Source organism: Paenibacillus sp. R-74696 (assembly GCF_055814915.1).
The window spans coordinates 84,099-100,233 of the sequence record NZ_JBPULM010000047.1; the positions used below are offsets into that span (position 1 = coordinate 84,099).

10 protein-coding genes and 1 pseudogene are annotated in these 16,135 nt (G+C 46.1%); 6 read left to right on the plus strand and 5 right to left on the minus strand.

Annotated features, from left to right (window positions below; genetic code table 11):
• The first annotated feature begins 34 nt into the window (after positions 1 to 34).
• Positions 35 to 1,462: an MDR family MFS transporter gene (locus ACSR9A_RS27910; protein ID WP_473761395.1), complete on the plus strand. Its 1,428-nt coding sequence runs from the start codon at positions 35 to 37 to the stop codon at positions 1,460 to 1,462.
• 157 nt (positions 1,463 to 1,619) lie between these two features.
• On the opposite strand, the gene trpB is transcribed toward ACSR9A_RS27910, so the two are convergent.
• Positions 1,620 to 2,780 carry a tryptophan synthase subunit beta gene (gene trpB / locus ACSR9A_RS27915; RefSeq protein WP_473761396.1) on the minus strand — a complete coding sequence of 387 codons (1,161 nt, stop codon included), beginning with the start codon at positions 2,778 to 2,780 and terminating at the stop codon, positions 1,620 to 1,622.
• Between the two features lie 215 nt (positions 2,781 to 2,995).
• Positions 2,996 to 3,436, minus strand: a complete 441-nt coding sequence (locus ACSR9A_RS27920) for a GNAT family N-acetyltransferase (protein ID WP_473761398.1) — start codon at positions 3,434 to 3,436, stop codon at positions 2,996 to 2,998.
• An 816-nt stretch (positions 3,437 to 4,252) separates the two neighbouring features.
• Here ACSR9A_RS27920 and ACSR9A_RS27925 point away from each other — a divergent pair.
• A pseudogene (locus ACSR9A_RS27925) lies at positions 4,253 to 4,390 on the plus strand (hypothetical protein); the annotation flags it as partial.
• Here the strand turns inward: ACSR9A_RS27925 and ACSR9A_RS27930 are convergent.
• Together ACSR9A_RS27930 and ACSR9A_RS27935 are read right to left on the minus strand one after the other, a co-directional pair.
• A complete protein-coding gene (locus tag ACSR9A_RS27930; RefSeq protein ID WP_473761399.1) occupies positions 4,380 to 6,377 on the minus strand; it encodes a methyl-accepting chemotaxis protein in 1,998 nt (665 codons plus the stop codon). The pseudogene ACSR9A_RS27925 and the gene ACSR9A_RS27930 overlap by 11 nt on opposite strands.
• Before the next feature lie 186 nt (positions 6,378 to 6,563).
• A complete protein-coding gene (locus tag ACSR9A_RS27935) occupies positions 6,564 to 8,105 on the minus strand; it encodes a sigma-70 family RNA polymerase sigma factor (protein WP_473761401.1) in 1,542 nt (513 codons plus the stop codon).
• A 221-nt stretch (positions 8,106 to 8,326) separates the two neighbouring features.
• On the opposite strand from ACSR9A_RS27935, the gene ACSR9A_RS27940 reads away from it, so the two are divergent.
• From ACSR9A_RS27940 to ACSR9A_RS27955, 4 genes are all read left to right on the plus strand, one after another.
• Complete coding sequence (locus ACSR9A_RS27940) at positions 8,327 to 9,262, plus strand: LytTR family transcriptional regulator DNA-binding domain-containing protein (RefSeq protein ID WP_473761403.1); 936 nt, start codon at positions 8,327 to 8,329, stop codon at positions 9,260 to 9,262.
• Between the two features lie 137 nt (positions 9,263 to 9,399).
• Positions 9,400 to 10,245 carry an ABC transporter ATP-binding protein gene (locus ACSR9A_RS27945; protein WP_473761404.1) on the plus strand — a complete coding sequence of 282 codons (846 nt, stop codon included), beginning with the start codon at positions 9,400 to 9,402 and terminating at the stop codon, positions 10,243 to 10,245.
• A complete protein-coding gene (locus ACSR9A_RS27950; RefSeq protein WP_473761405.1) occupies positions 10,242 to 10,958 on the plus strand; it encodes an ABC transporter permease in 717 nt (238 codons plus the stop codon). Before ACSR9A_RS27945 ends, ACSR9A_RS27950 begins: the two co-directional genes overlap by 4 nt.
• Before the next feature lie 75 nt (positions 10,959 to 11,033).
• Complete coding sequence (locus tag ACSR9A_RS27955) at positions 11,034 to 13,316, plus strand: preprotein translocase subunit SecA (protein WP_473761407.1); 2,283 nt, start codon at positions 11,034 to 11,036, stop codon at positions 13,314 to 13,316.
• A 369-nt stretch (positions 13,317 to 13,685) separates the two neighbouring features.
• On the opposite strand, the gene ACSR9A_RS27960 is transcribed toward ACSR9A_RS27955, so the two are convergent.
• Positions 13,686 to 15,503 carry a discoidin domain-containing protein gene (locus ACSR9A_RS27960; protein WP_473761409.1) on the minus strand — a complete coding sequence of 606 codons (1,818 nt, stop codon included), beginning with the start codon at positions 15,501 to 15,503 and terminating at the stop codon, positions 13,686 to 13,688.
• Between the last annotated feature and the right edge of the window lie 632 nt (positions 15,504 to 16,135).

The window sequence follows — 16,135 nt, forward strand, 5'->3', positions numbered from 1 at the left end:
GGACAGAACACAATGAATATTCGGGAGGTAGAAGATGAACAAACGGCTACAAGAGGCAGGCGGAATAAAAAGAGGGCCCATGTTAACCGCGCTGCTCATCGGTGCATTTGTTGCGTTTCTTAACGAAAATTTGCTGGCCAACGCGCTTCCCGGATTGATGCGGGAATTCAACGTTGCCGCCTCCACTATACAGTGGCTGTCAACAGGCTACTTGCTTGTTATTGGCGTACTGGTGCCAGTGACCGCATTACTGCAGCAATGGTTCACCACTCGCCAGATGTTTATGACTGCGATGGCGTTATTTTTGGCCGGCACCTGCTTGTGTGCAGTATCCCCAGGATTCGAAATTTTGCTGATGGGCAGGATTATTCAGGCTTGCGGGACAGGATTGCTGGTTCCACTCATGATGAATACGATTCTTGCCCTTTATCCTCCAGAACGGCGGGGCTCCGCCATGGGTCTCATGGGGCTCGTCATTATGGTTGCCCCTGTCATTGGGCCGGCTTTGTCGGGACTGATCATCGATACCTTTCACTGGCGATGGCTGTTCTACATGGTCATTCCAGTCGCCCTGTTTTCAATTATTTATGCAAGCTTTTACTTGAAAAATGTTACCGAGCTGACTAGGCCAAGGGTCGATTTTTTATCCATTGTGATGTCAACCGTCGGTTTCGGCTGCGTCACCTACGGCTTCAGCCAAACCAATGTCTGGTCTGAGTCTGAGGGTTACGGCTTGCTTACCCTAGGAAGCCTCTTTTTGCTCTTGCTTGTATGGCGGCAGCTCCGGATTAAAGAGCCGTTGCTCGATCTTTCCGTATTCCGGCATCCCACTTTTTCTTTGGTTGCGGTATTGGTTGTCATCCTGATGATGGTTCTATTTGCAACAACGACATTGTTGCCGATCTATTTGCAGGATGTGATGCAGTTGACAGCCTTCGCAACAGGCTTGCTTCTGATGCCGGGTTGTATTTTGAACGGCCTGATGATGCCAGTGTCCGGGAAATTATTCGATAAATTCGGACCGCGATTTGTTATCTTGCCCGGACTATTTTTGATCGCCATATCATTGTGGCTGTTTGCCGGCATTGACAGTGATGCAACGCGAGGCACCGTGATGTTCAATCATATCCTCTTATTCTTAGGCATATCCTTTGTCGTCATGCCGGCTCAGACGGCAGGATTAAATCAGCTTCCGCGTCACATGGTCCCCCATGGCACAACCATATACAATACGCTCCAGCAAATTGCAGGCGGTATTGGCATCGCATTATTTATCGGCATCATGTCGTCTGGGGCCAATCGTTATCTCCACCATTCTCTCGATCCCACTGCGATGCAGGAAAAGACACAAAGCATGGTTGCCGGTGTGCAGACGGTTTTTTGGATCGAATTTATTCTCGTCGTACTTGTTTTGGCACTGAGCTGGTTTATAAAAAAGCTGCCTGATCATAAAACAGCTTAAATATAGAAGCCCTATTTTTCAAACAACCGTAACTGTAAGCTGTATACCCTATCTCTATAGAGCTCTATAGATCAAACTGAAAGGGCGCCCAATAGGACGCCCTTCCTTCTTGCACATCTGTTTCTACTGTATGGTAATAAATGATGTATCCCTTGTTTTATTTGAGCATTTGATATACTTGCTCGACGTCCTTATCCCCGCGCCCGGACAGATTGATGATCATAATTTGATCCTGATCCATCGTAGGCGCCAGCTTCTTCGCGTAAGCAAGCGCGTGCGAACTCTCTAGGGCAGGAATGATTCCCTCCGTGCGGGACAGCTCTTGAAAGGCTTCCAGCACTTCCTCATTGGTGACCGTTGCATATTCAGCTCGGCCCGTCACCTTCAGGTGGCTATGCTCCGGACCAATGCCCGGATAGTCAAGCCCCGCAGCGATCGAATAAGTTTTTTTTGGCTGGCCGTCCTCGTCCAGCAGCACTAAGCACTTAAAGCCATGAATGATGCTTGGGACACCCTGAGTCAAGGATGGCGCTTGATCGGGCTCAACGCCGATTAAACGCACGGTCGGCTCGTCGATGTAGTGGGCGAATGCGCCAATCGCATTGCTGCCCCCACCTGTGCAGGCCACCACCACATCCGGCAAACGGCCTTCCTTCTCCACAATTTGCCGTTTTGATTCTTCGCTAATAATGGCCTGAAAGTGCTTGACCATCGTCGGAAACGGATGCGGACCAACTGCGGAACCGAGCAAATAAAACGTATTTTTATAATTGCGAACTAAATCGTCCAGCGCTTCATCTACCGCATCCTTCAATCGCCCTTGGCCTTTATGAACCGGAATAACAGTCGCGCCGAGAAGCTCCATTCGGAACACGTTAAGCGCCTGCCGACGCGTATCTTCAGCTCCCATATAGATGATGCATTCCATATTAAACATGGCACAGGCCGTTGCCGTAGCAACACCATGCTGTCCGGCACCCGTCTCAGCAATAATCCGCTTGGCACCCATCCGCTTTGCGAGCAGAATCTGACCGATAGCATTGTTGATCTTATGCGCTCCGGTATGATTCAGGTCCTCGCGCTTCAAGTAAATTTTCGCTCCTCCCCATGCTTTGGTCAGCCGCTCCGCATACGTCAGCGGATTCTCGCGGCCAACATATTCGCGCAGGTAATAACGAAGCTCTTCCTTATATTCCGGATCATCTCTAAACTTGTAAAATTGCTCACTCAAATAACGCAATACTTCCTGCAATTCCGGCGGGACGAAGCTGCCTCCAAACTCCCCAAAGTATCCCTCTTGCTGCACTTGTTGGTCCATAAAGTAAGCGCCTCCATTATTTAATATAGAAATTAAAATTGAAATAGAAAAGGTCATCCATACCTGATATATTACCATAAATGACCTCAAGCCTGAATGGCCTTTGCTCTCACTTAAATAAAATAACGGGCTTCATTCGCACGTCAAACAGCAAGCGCCTATGCTAAAGGTGAAGAGGCAATCCGGCTACACGAGTGATGTACTTCAAACACAAACTATAATTTTTTCTTTAGGAAAAATTGTTTGATATCTTCCGGGTATTCATCATTAACGGCAAAAATTTCATAGCCCATGCGCTTATAAAATTCCGGCGATTGATACGAAAATGTGCAAGTATGAGCAAATATACACCCACTTTCTTTTCCAAGCCTCTCCGCTTCTGTCATCATGATTTTTCCATATCCTTTGTTTCTGTATTCATCGGCTATCCAAAAGACATCAATATACAAACCGTAAGACCAAGTTTCACAAAACAAACCGCCCACGACTTTGCCCAATTCATCTTTAAGATATAGATTAATATCCTTGCCTGGCTTTTTTAGTAACCCATTTGTCGCACGAACATTGTACTCATATAGATGATTACATACCTCGTTGTAATCCGTTTCGTTAGAGTCTACAGTAATCTTGATATTGTCTAAAATTATATCTGCCATAGGTCTTCCCCCTCCGATAATAACTTAGTCAGCCATAAGATGTATCCTGAATAATCCAGCCATATCCGTACGAAAAATCCACAGCGCCTATATAAAAAATCCACATTTCCTCTTTCATATCTGCCGAGAGAATGACATACATCATTTCCAATAAGACATCTATCGCTGTTTGATTGCCATCACTCTTAAGCGCTTATAATCCGCGTACCATGAACCGTCATGAAATAATTCGTTGCGGGCTTTAGCAGCTATTTTCGAACAAACGGCAGTCCGCTCCGCTTCGGACAGCGCTGTAATCTCCCACTGTCTTAATCGCTTGATTGATGTCTATAGCATGCTCCGCAGCTGTTGGGATCCATTCTTTGCGAAAACGAATTTGAAACGGCTCCTCCTTACTTATCAGAGATATTTGGTAGTCATCCTTATGCCAAGTCAAAACCTACCATATTTAATTAATTTCTTTTTCACTAAAAATCCCCTTTATACCCTTGTATATTTTAAAGCTTCTCAACCATCTTTATAAAACCAATTGTATAATATTTCAAATACTTCTGATTGAATATAACATGCTATATGGACTGTGCATAGAAAATACATCGCCCCGGGCACGCAGCCCACATGGCGATGTATTCTCATTTTAACGGAAGCACCTAAACGTTCTATTTCACATGAATTGCTCTTTGATTTTACTAATAAATATTTTACCAGCCTGGCCCAGAAATTTGTCAGACCGATATACGATAACGATATCGATGTTGCCTTCCAATACTTCTTCAACAATGCGATTAGAATCTTGAATCTGGAGCTGGAAGCGAGGATGGCTCTGGTCTGCCAAGCGGAGCGATTCAAATGAAAAATGATGGCTTGTTTACAGGTTTCATTCGTGCTGCCCCGCCTGTTGGAGATGAACCGCACCGCTACTATTTTATTGTATTTCATCAGCTCAAATTTTAAAGCGAACAACCAATGTTTGCAGATTTTGCGCCAAATGCGCTAGCTCTTCCGCCGACGAAGCGATTTCTTCAATGGAAGCGACCTGCTCCTCTGTTGAGGCTGAAATACTTTCTGTTCCTGCAGCGTTCCGCTCAGATACCTCGCTAACGAACTGAATGGACTGCACAACCTCGGCCGTACTGGCGGACATTTGTTCCGAAGCGGAAGCAATCGCTTCTACCTGGGAAGTCAGATCATCAATAGCCGCATTGATGCTCAAAAAAGCTTCATCTGCTGTTTGTACGGAGCGAATGCCGTCGTCCATCTTGGCAACACCACTGTTCACGCTGACGATAACCTCATCAATTTCCTGCCGGATCGCCTGTACCAGGTCCGCAATGTGCTTCGCGGAATCCCCGGACTGCTCGGCAAGCTTGCGAACCTCGCTCGCGACGATCGCAAAGCCGCGTCCGTGCTCGCCGGCACGGGCCGCTTCAATCGCAGCGTTCAGTGCAAGCAGATTCGTTTGCGTCGCGAGCCCCGTAATGGTCGATACAAATTGGCCAATAGCGACGGAATGATCGCCTAGTCGCTGTGCCGTTCCGGCGAAATTTTGAACATAATGGCTTACATCTATCATATTGGTTACAGCGCTTTGAATTTTAGCCGTACCCGTACGTACAAGCCCGGTTGCTTGCTGGGCAGACGAGGATACTTGCTGGGTGCTCGCGGTTATCAAATGAACGCCATCGGACAGCTCCTTAATTTGCTGAGCTGTATGCTGCAGACTGGCTGCCTGCTTTTCAATTCCGGTTGCCGACTCCTCCGTGATCAGAGCGACTTGCTCGGACGCCTTGGACGTTTCGCTGGCGTTTGTTGACAACTGCTCAGACGACTCCGCAAGCTGCATCGCTGTGCTGTTTACATCTCCTATGACGGCATGCAGCGCCTGGGTCATCCGGTTAAAGCTGCTGCTCAGCTGGCCGAGCTCGTCATTGCTGATATCGGTAAGCACCAGCGTCAGATTGCCGTGGCTGATTTCCTCGGAAGCCGCCACCAACTGCTTCAGCGGCCGTGTAATGGAGCGGATCATATAAGTGATGATCAGTGCGCTAACTGCAAAAGCAATCGCGATGACAAGCAGAGTCTTATACCAAATCGGCTGGGCAGCCGCGCTCACTTCACTATCGTCGATAACCCCCACCAGCACCCAGCCTGTTTTTTCATTTGTCGTAATAAAAGCATGCTGCTTGCTGCCATCCGTAGACGAATAGGCGAGACTGCCTTGCTTTTGCTCGAAAATGTCCGGATATGGCGAAGCTGTCGCTTCACTGCCTGCTTTTTCATTGGGATGCACAATAAATTTATTTGATTTATCCAGCACATATACATAGCCCTTCGTCCCGATCTTGGTGGAATTCACCAAATCGCTCAACGCCTTCAGCGACAGGCTGACCGAAACAACACCGTGCCCATCCTTGGTAGTCTGGGCGACCGAAACAACAACATTGCCCGTATTGCTGGAAATGTAGGGCGAAATAATCGTAGGCTTTCCTTTATTTTCTGAAGCGCTTATGTACCAGGGCCGCTTGCGCGGATCATAATCTGCAGGATTTACCGCACTTTTCGGAGCATTGACGTATACCCCTTGATCGGTGCCCACCGAAGCTAGTTCCACGTCGTCGTGTTTTTGTTTGAAAGCGTCCAGCACCGCCCGCACGAACGGGTCCTCATTTCCCTGGACAGGACCGATATTGCCGGCTGGCAGCTGATCAGCCAAAAAATCCACATTTTTTTCAGTAGCGCCAATCATCTGATTGATCGTTTCATTCAGCACCGCCAGCTTGCCAGATGCACTTGCAAACATTTCCTCCTGCACCTTGGCGCGGGCAGTATCATAGGAAATGGCCCCTATACTCAGGCTGGGCAGCAATAAGATCATCACAAAAGCCCAAACCAGCTTGCTGCGTAATGTAAGGGATTTTTTCCAAAGCCGCTTTTTGTTCATATTAACATTTCCCGCCTTCTCCAAGGTAATGTGGATACCTTCATAGTAGGGGACTTTTGGATCAGTTACAACAATATTCGACACATTTACGTGAACTTAATGAATGGTGGAAAGGAAAGCTGAAGGTCGAACCGTTATGTTATCATTAAGCGCCACACCCCTGCATTTCGGGGGCAGGTTTTTGCTTTATTCCATATAAATCAATTGCTTTCTTTGAGAGTCCCAGCGCCATACTAAATTAACATTTAGCCCTAAACCGCCATACCACTCATCTATTCCCTTCACCTTTATCCAGTCCTTTAATCCCGAGACTACCTCCTCTCCAATCTCAGTTAATGCAAGATTGCCATTTTCAAAGGATGGAGTCGTTTTCTTTCCCGTTATTTTTATTAGTGCATGCGGTTGTTCTGACATATTCCTTAGCCGATACCATAATTCCAAATCACCCATCCCTAGTACACTCAAGCGGTTCCCGATCTCTTTCAATAGCTTGCGTGGGGTATCCACACCATGCCGAATAAGCTCCAAAATGGTCTGCTCCACGATTCCCAGCCCATTTATGGGAGAAGGCAGGCGTGATAAGTGCAGTTCAAGCGCCGCGTGAGCGAAGGGTAGCGCCGATGTGTCTTTTTTCAAAATTTCAACATGCGATTCAATATTTGGTGATGTGTATGCTTCCCAGATTATGCTACCCGTATCAAGCTCCTTCTGTCCGACCCTTTGCCACGTACCTGACAATGTTTCCAACTGCTTTGACGTAAGTTGACCCAATCCCCGAAACAAATCAATACCTGGGTAGTCGCCAATGCACAGCAAATTCAGCTTTGTATGACCTAGCGCCTGATTTGAAAACCAATGCAACAAATAGCTCAGCATGAGTTGGTCAAACAAATCATGCTCGAACCATAATACGATTTCATCGTATTTGTGAAAGTTCCGCAGAATCTGTTCTTGCGACTTACAATTTTCCACATAGTCATCTGCTGGAATACCTAGAGCTCTCTGCAAATATTCCACTCTGGGCGACCTCTGATGGAGCTCCCCCGTTTCCAAGAATACCGGACCTACCGGATACACTTCTCTCCAAACCAAGATATCTCCGCGAACGTTTCCCTTTCTTAACTTATCGCCGACAATATCTCCATTTACGATATGAAGCATCGATACTCCTCCTTCGTAAAGATCATTGAACATGGATACAAAGTCGGTAACAAGCAGTGACGTTCTTAGCTTATTACGGGCGTCGAACAACCGTTTTTTTAGTGCAGAGGGGGATACTTTAAGGTAACTTGATATTTCTTTTATTGAATATCCATGAAAATAAAATAATTGGACTACCAGTTTTAAATTGTCCGACAAACCCTCGATGGAATGATGAATCCTCTCCTGCCATTCCTTCCTTTCTATGATGAACTCCACATTCAATTCCTCTGCATCCATTACGGTCTTTTCATCCATTGGCATTATAGCATGTATTTTTCGGCGGAGAATCCGCTGGCATTGCCGTTCGACTATGGTCTTGAACCATCCCGGGAAAGCATCCGCCTCTTGCAACTTAGTGAGATTGGCGAAGGCCTCCGCGAACGCTTCTTGTACCGCATCCTCCGCATGACCCCAGTCACCTAGTTTTCCATATGCCACAGAAAATGCCATGCCACTAAAATGCTGCACAATCCGCTCCCATGCGATTTGGTCGCCGAGCCGGGCTTCTTCAATCCACTGCCGCATCTATTCCACCTCCCCTGTATTCAGATTCTATATACAAAGTGCCAGTATCTTTGCAAAAGGTTACTTGTTTCTATTGATAAAATAGCAGAAACTTGCTGCTACCTGTGATACGGCTCAGCGAGACTAATCTTCGATTCAAAATGAATAGAAACTGACAAAAAAGTATTCCAACCTTATAATTGTTCAATATATCCTATAGCGGAACTGATCAGGAGGACGGCATGCAATTTCAACCAGTGTATGATAATGGGGAATTATTTCTACCGAAGATTGAATTAAATATGACATCGAACCAGTCGATTAGCATTATAACGGACTTGAAGCGAAAGCAGCTTCTAATGAATCAATTATTGAATCATTCCCTATATCATTTATTTCGGGCTCAGCAAAACGAATATATGCGTTTAACGGTGGAAGAGCTAATCCAATTTCTAATCAAAGTAACGGAGAGGAATGACCATATCGCTTCGCTGCTGGATTATTTTGCTTTAAAAGAAGAACGGAAGATAAAAATCAAGGATCTAAGCTCATCGAAAAGGATGTATGTGACACTGCTGCGTGTCTTTTTTGCCCATCAGCCTACACTTGTGCTGGAGGAACCCTATTTTTACTTGGAAGAACAAGATCGTCGTCATTTAAAACGAATTTTGGATGACCTTTCGAAAGAAAAGCAGATATTAATTTTAACATCGAATTTAGAGGATGCCCTTATTTCCTGCGATGAAATTTATCGATTGAACGAGCTTGGATTTCATCCCTTGGATATTCGAGACTCAGAAGAGGATAAACAGGAAGTTCAGGAACAAGATAGAGACAATATAACCTTGCAGAAGATTTATACGAAAAAAAATGACAAGGTGATTTTATTTAATCCGCCTGAAATCGATTTTATAGAAAGTATGGATGGAGCAATCCTTGTTCATGTGAGTGGAGAAAATTATCACTGTGCTTTGACGCTAACCGAGCTTGAGCAGAGATTGTTACATTTCGGATTTTTCAGGTGTCATCGATCCTACATCGTTAATCTGCAAAAAATAAGAGAGATTATTACTTGGACGAAAAATAGCTACAGTCTGCGATTAAATACAGGTAAAGATGCCGTGGTTCCATTATCTCGTTCAAAATTGCAGGAATTAAAAGCACTTCTTAATCTTTAATTCCGGGGCAAAGTCGAACCAATCAAGTATGGGGTGGTACCATTCAGGCGATAACAGCTACATTTCAGCGGGTTTTGATGGCTGGAAGCATGCATTCTTTATATATTTAAGCCATCAACTCTAAGGAAGTGGTGTTAATGGCTGTTATACAAGTCGAACATATTCGAAAGAGCTTTGGAAGTAAGGATGCATTAGCAGATGTGTCTTTTTCAATTCCGTCAGGAGAAATTTTTGGGTTCCTCGGTCCGAGTGGTTCAGGAAAAACGACTTTAATAAAAATTTTAACTGCGCAATTAAATTCGACAAGTGGACAGGCACGTGTATTTAACAAGCCAGCAGAGATGATGAATCAGTCTGCACAGAAGATGCGCTTTGGCATTTTGACTGATAATAGCGGTCTATATGAGAGATTATCTATTGAGGAAAATCTGGAGCTGTTTCGTAAGTTATATGATATTCCTAAATCGTCGATTGATAAGGTGCTGCAATTTGTAAACTTAAGCGGAGAGCGCAAAAAGAAAGTCAATCTTTTATCAAAAGGGATGCGCCAGCGCGTCCTGTTGGCAATCGCGATTATCCATGAGCCGGAATTATTATTTTTGGATGAACCTACTTCGGCTTTAGATCCGGTAAACTCCGCGCATATTTATAAAGGGCTGCGCCGCTTAAATGAGAATGGGACAACGATTTTTTTAACGACGCATAATATGGCCGAGGCAGAATTGCTATGCAACCGTGTAGCGATTTTGTATCAAGGACAAATCCAAACCATCGGCTCGCCCAAGGAGCTTAAAAAACAGCATCGGGAAAACGTCGTTTGTGTGGAGCTTATCAATGGTCAAGCCTATGAGCTCGCAATTGATAATGGCACGGCTGATCAAATAGCTGATTGGATGAAACAAGGGTTAATTGATCGATTGGAAACGAAAGAGCCTAGTCTAGGCGATATCTTTATTAAAATGACAGGAAGTGAGCTGCTATGAGTATCTCATTGAAACGTGCGCAAGCGATATTTGTGAAGGATTACAAAGAGTTTTCACGCAATTATGCCCTCTCCATTATGTTGATTTTCCCAATTATCCTCGCACTTCTTCTTCGAGCTGCTGGCGCCGCCTCGTCTTTGCCTGGATCTTTCGCTACAGTTCTTAATCTTTCGTTTGTGTTCCTAACATGTTTCGTACAAGCATGCTTGATTGCGGAAGAAAAGGAGCGTAACACTTTACGATCATTAATGATGACTCCGGCCACGACCATGGATGTTTTAATCGGTAAAAGTACTTTAGTTTTTGTCATGTCTGTTGTTGTTCTGGCTATTGCTACGTATCTATTTGGCTATGAGCCAGCTAGTATATGGCCGTTTGTGGCAGCAACCATTCTTTCGATTATTTTATACACAGCAGTCGGGACGATATGTGGTCTATTCTCCAAGACGTTGCTTGATGCATCATTATCTATAATTCCTGTGACGATCGTATTCTCTGGGGCACCATGGGGAGCGTTTATTGTGGATGAGTATCCAGTCTTCAAAGTGCTGGATTACATGCCCAGTAGCCAGCTTGTTCATTTGCTAGGTTTACCCTCTACAGACTTTACGACGGGAGAGTTATTAAAACCCCTCCTTATTATTTTGGCATGGACGGTTGTATTAACGATTGTATCTGTTGCTTTGTACCAACGACGGTTAAAGGATGAGTAGGAAAAAATGACAAAAGAGCGGCCGCGCCAGCCACTATAGAATCACGTATTTCTATCGAGGAGGGATCAAATTTCGATGAATTTAGCCGTCAAGCTGCTGCAACAATTTAAACACCGCGATACCCGGAATCAGCTGAAAGGCTATCGGGACAAGGCTGCGCTCATCAGGGGACGTGAATTGGAAGCTTGGGACGATCAGCAGCTGCAAGCGGAATCCCTCCGTCTGAAAAAGGCAGCAAAATCGGGTACGCCTTTGGACGGGCTGCTAGTTGATGCCTATGCGCTAGTCTGCGAGGCAGCGAAGAGAACACTGGGATTGCAGCCCTACGATGTCCAGATCATGGCTGCCATCGCTCTGCACGAGGGATTTTTGATCGAGCAGCTTACTGGAGAAGGAAAAACGCTCTCTGCTGTTATGCCTGCTTATCTGCATGCGCTAACCAGCGAAGGCGTTCATGTGCTTACCTTTAATGATTATTTGGCAAATCGGGATGCGAATTGGATGGGCCCAATCTATCGTTTCCTCGGGTTAACGGTAAGCGCGGTTCAAGCGGGCATGAGCTTGCCCGCGAAACGGGAAGCGTACGCTGCCGATATTACCTATGTTACGGCTAAAGAGGCGGGGTTCGATTATTTGCGCGACACGATCGCTTTAGACGAAGCCGATGCTGTGCATCGTCCCTTCCATTACGTCATCATCGACGAAGCGGATTCACTGCTTCTCGACGAAGCGCGGGTGCCGCTAGTCATCGCCGGAGAGCCGGGCTCCTCCGGCAACGACGGCATTCGTTTCGCAGAGGTGGCTCGGCAGCTCGAGCAGGATGGGCATTTCGAATTCGACGATTTCCAGCGGAACGTTTACTTGAATGAAGCAGGCTCTGCGAGAGCGGAGTCGCTGCTGGGATGCGACAATTTGTACGATAGCCATAATAGTCATTTGTTAATGTCGTTAAATTGCGCGCTGCATGCGGAATTGTTGTTGAAGCGAGACGTCGATTACATCGTCCGGGACGGTAAAATCGAGCTGATCGATGAATATACTGGCCGCGTTGCGGAGAACAGGCATTTGCCGGACGGGCTGCAAGCCGCGCTTTCGGCCAAGGAAGGGCTGCAGTCGAAAGCCGGCGGAATCATTCTTGGTACAATCACCCTTCAACACTTCCTTAGCCTTTATCCAAAAATTTGCGGAATGACGGCTACCGCGCAAGCTTCCGCCATAGAATTTGAGCATATTTATGAGCTGCAGGTTGTACAAATTCCGCCGAATCGGCCAAACATACGGATTGACCATCCGCACCGGATTTATACCCATAAAGAAGCCAAACGTAAGGCGCTTGTACAAGAAATCTCGTCTGTCCATAGGACGGGTCGTCCGATTCTCATTGGTACATCAAGCGTTGAGGAGTCAGACATGCTGGCGGAGGCGCTAGCGGTTGCCGGCGTAGCTTGCCATGTTCTGAATGCGAAAAACGACGCAAAAGAAGCCGAGCTCATCGCCAAAGCGGGAGAGATCGGCGCCGTGACGGTGTCTACGAATATGGCGGGACGTGGCGTCGACATACGGCTCGGAGGCGGCAACCCCACGCAAGCAGAAGCTGTCGCCAAGCTGGGCGGGTTGTACGTGATTGGTACGCATATGCACCAAAGCGTGCGGATCGACAACCAGCTGCGCGGGCGATCCGGCCGCCAAGGCGACCCGGGAGCTTCCATATTTTTCATAAGCTTGGAAGACGAGTTGCTGCTTAGGTTCGGCATCAATAAAGCGATACGGGGTCTTAGGCAGGACGAGACTATCGAAGAGTCGGTGCTCTACAGCAAAATTGGCCATATTCAGCGTGTTATTATGGGCCAAAACTTCCATATCCGTCAGGAGCTGAACGGTTATTCGGACATGGTGGAGGATCAGAGGCGTATGCTATACGAGGAGCGGCTCGGAATTTTGAAAGGCGAGACGCCGATGAGCCCTTCGGAGCAGCGGGTACGGCTTTATTATATCGACAAGTTCTGGGCCGACCATCTGGCATATGTTTCTTACATTCGCGAAGGCATCCATTTGACGAGCCTTGTTAACCGCAATCCGATCGACGAATTTCATGCGCAAATCATCCAAGCCTACGAGCAAATTTCGGCTAAAATAAATAGAGAGTCGGCGAATATGCTTGCAAAGCTCGGGGGTTCGAATGATCCGGCGATGTGGGAAAAGCTCGGGCTGAAAACCCCTGCTTCCACTTGGACCTATATCATCACCGATCAATACAAGCAATACTTGCAGAATCCCGGTACATGGACCCCAGGGACGATAATCGCTTATTGGTTGCGCAAAATTTTGAGTCCGGTATTCGGGTCGTCAAAATTTTGATGCAGCTCAGCTTTTTGAGAATTATTGCGTTGTTAAGAGCAATAGGGCCTGGCATGCAACACCGTTATGGTGGGGCGTCCCCGCCCTTTTGCTTGTTTTCGAGAATTTTACACCACGTTGGACCGAGGGTTTGCCTCCGGCTTCCTTCAGATTCGACCTCGCGACCGACACCCTTGCCTTTGATCAACAGTTCCTACTGCCAAGCCTGTAGTAGACTTTCACCACCTAGTTATCGCCCATGCAGGGCGCACAACTAGTATCTACTATGTCTCTCAGCTCTTATTCTTCTCCCGTCGCAACCGAAATCCCACTATCCGAGCTCCAATCGCTCCAGCTAAAGATTCTTACTCGGGCTCCATGCTACCTTCACTATATTGAAGATATGGCTTCGTATACCTCAAAATCATAAATTCTTGCCGCAGCGTTTTGGGTTTGGGTAGGCGTCGTAACGACCAACTTAATATATCGAGCTGGTACTACAGTAATTTTGTCTACGGTAATGCCGCTCGTATTATTAGTTACTTTCACTACTGTAGTCCAATTTGTTCCATCCGTACTGACCAGGATTTGATAAGCCTTCGTGTTGTAGGAGTGAGTTTCCCCTCCTTCAGCTGCGTGCTTGATGACAAATTGGTTCACTTGCTTTATAGAGCCAAGATCGATCTGCAGCCAACGGTTACTTGACTTAGAGCACCATTTGCTGTCATTAGCGACGTTGCCGTCCACGGCTTTAATCGCATTTTGCGAGGCGATGCACGCACTATCAGCCGTCACAGCTTTATTAAATGCCAGATTTGGGGTTCCAAATACCTGAAACTCGTAGATTCTTGCAGCAGGGTTTGTGGTTTGCGTAGGCGTCGTAACGTTCAGCTTGATATATCTTGCTGATACTGTAGCGATATCGTCTACTGTCAAGCTTTTCGTATTATTGGTTACATTAACTACAGCGCTCCAAATCTTACCATCCATACTTACCTGGATATGATAAGCCTTGGTGTTATAAGAGGCCGTCTCTCCACCTTCTGCTACGTGCTTGATAATAAATTGGTCCACTTGCTTCACGGAGCCAAGATCAATCTGCAACCAACGACTATTGGACTTGGAACACCATTTGCTGTCGTTGTTTTCGCTGCCGTCTACAGCTTTGGCTGCATTTTGTGAGGCGATGCACGTACTATCAACCGTTGCGGGTTTATTCAATGCCAAATTTTGATGCTCATATGCTCCGAACTCATATATTCTTGCCGCAGAATCTGAGGTTTGCGTAGGCGTCGTGACGTTCAACCTAATATATTGAGCCTGCGTAGCCGGTATATTATCTACCGTAATACCGCTCGTATTATTGTTTACATTAACCACCGTGCTCCAGCTTTTACCGTCTATACTCACCCTGATATTGTAAGCTTTTGTATTAAAAGAAGCGGATTCGCCACCTTCCGACGCGTGTTTGATAACAAATTGGCTCACTTGCTTTACGGAGCCGAGATCAATCTGCAACCAACGATTGCTGGACTTAGAGCACCATTTGCTATCATTGGTTACATTACCGTCTACAGCTTTGGAAGCATTCTGCGAGGTCGTGCACATACTGTCAACCGTTGTGGGTCTATTTAATGCTAAATTCGCAGAACTCACCGTTATCGTGTACGTAACCTTACTCGTTCCAGCTTGCGAGGTTACAATGATCTTCATGCCACTGTCTAGTGTCGTCGCTTTTGTTATTCCATCTGCATTATAGATCTCGAACGTTGCATTCGGCGCAGGTGTAATCGCGGCTTTCAATGCAGCTAACTTGGTACCACTCCCGACAGTGATCGTCTCATTGACCGTCCCGCCGCCACTAACCGTACCGATCGTGGAAGTCAATGTAGCAGCGCCACACAGCACATTTGTATTCGAGGCAGCCCATTTCGCATACAACGTTAAGTCTCTAGTAATTATATCTGACCAATTGTAGATTTGTGTCAGCGCACTGTCGTAGTACCAGCCTTCGAAGCTGTAACATTCCTTCTTGGGAATAGACTGAAACAACAATCTACCTCCAGAGGAAGGCACTAATTGAGGTGCAATCGTTGAGCCGCCGTTCGTTTCATAAGTAACAACCACTTGGGAGGAACCGCTCCCTTGATCTAGTCCTGCATATACAGGAGCTCCAGCTGTCATGAACGACACGATGAGAGCTAGCACTAAGTAGCCCCTAATCTGAGCTGTAATCCTTTTCTTTCCCACACGAAGTCCTGACCCTTCCATCATTCTTGCCCCTTTCACCTACCCTAAATATTAGCACTCTTGATACTACGAGCTCACCAACAAAAGTAGCCCTTAGCGTTCCATTCGTATAACAGCTTATAATCGCATCAACTAGCGTGGTATGCAGGGGCCATAGCGTATAAAAAGAATACGGACCGCTGCATCATTCATAATGTTATTCACAAAGCACGGAATGATGCAAAATGATTACGAAGAGTGAACCGGAGAATTGTCGGGGAAGCTTGAGCATACGTCGTTGTGGGAGTAGATTGCAGAGAAACGACACAGCCAATGACTGACTATAGTCTGTCTGCTATAAGACAATCTATCGCCGATCTTACTTCTGATTAGGCTCATGCGATAGATGCTTAAACCTGTTCACCTCCCAGTAAAGACAAATACATTTTTAATAAACATTTTGTCTGATCATTAATGAAGAAGAGTATTCAATATCACAGCATCTCATTTTACCTTTTTAAAGCGATGTTATTTAATAGGTATATTACATTAATTTCCATGTCGATCTTTAGCTTTTTATGTAGATAGTCAGGACAATTCAGTAACTTCAT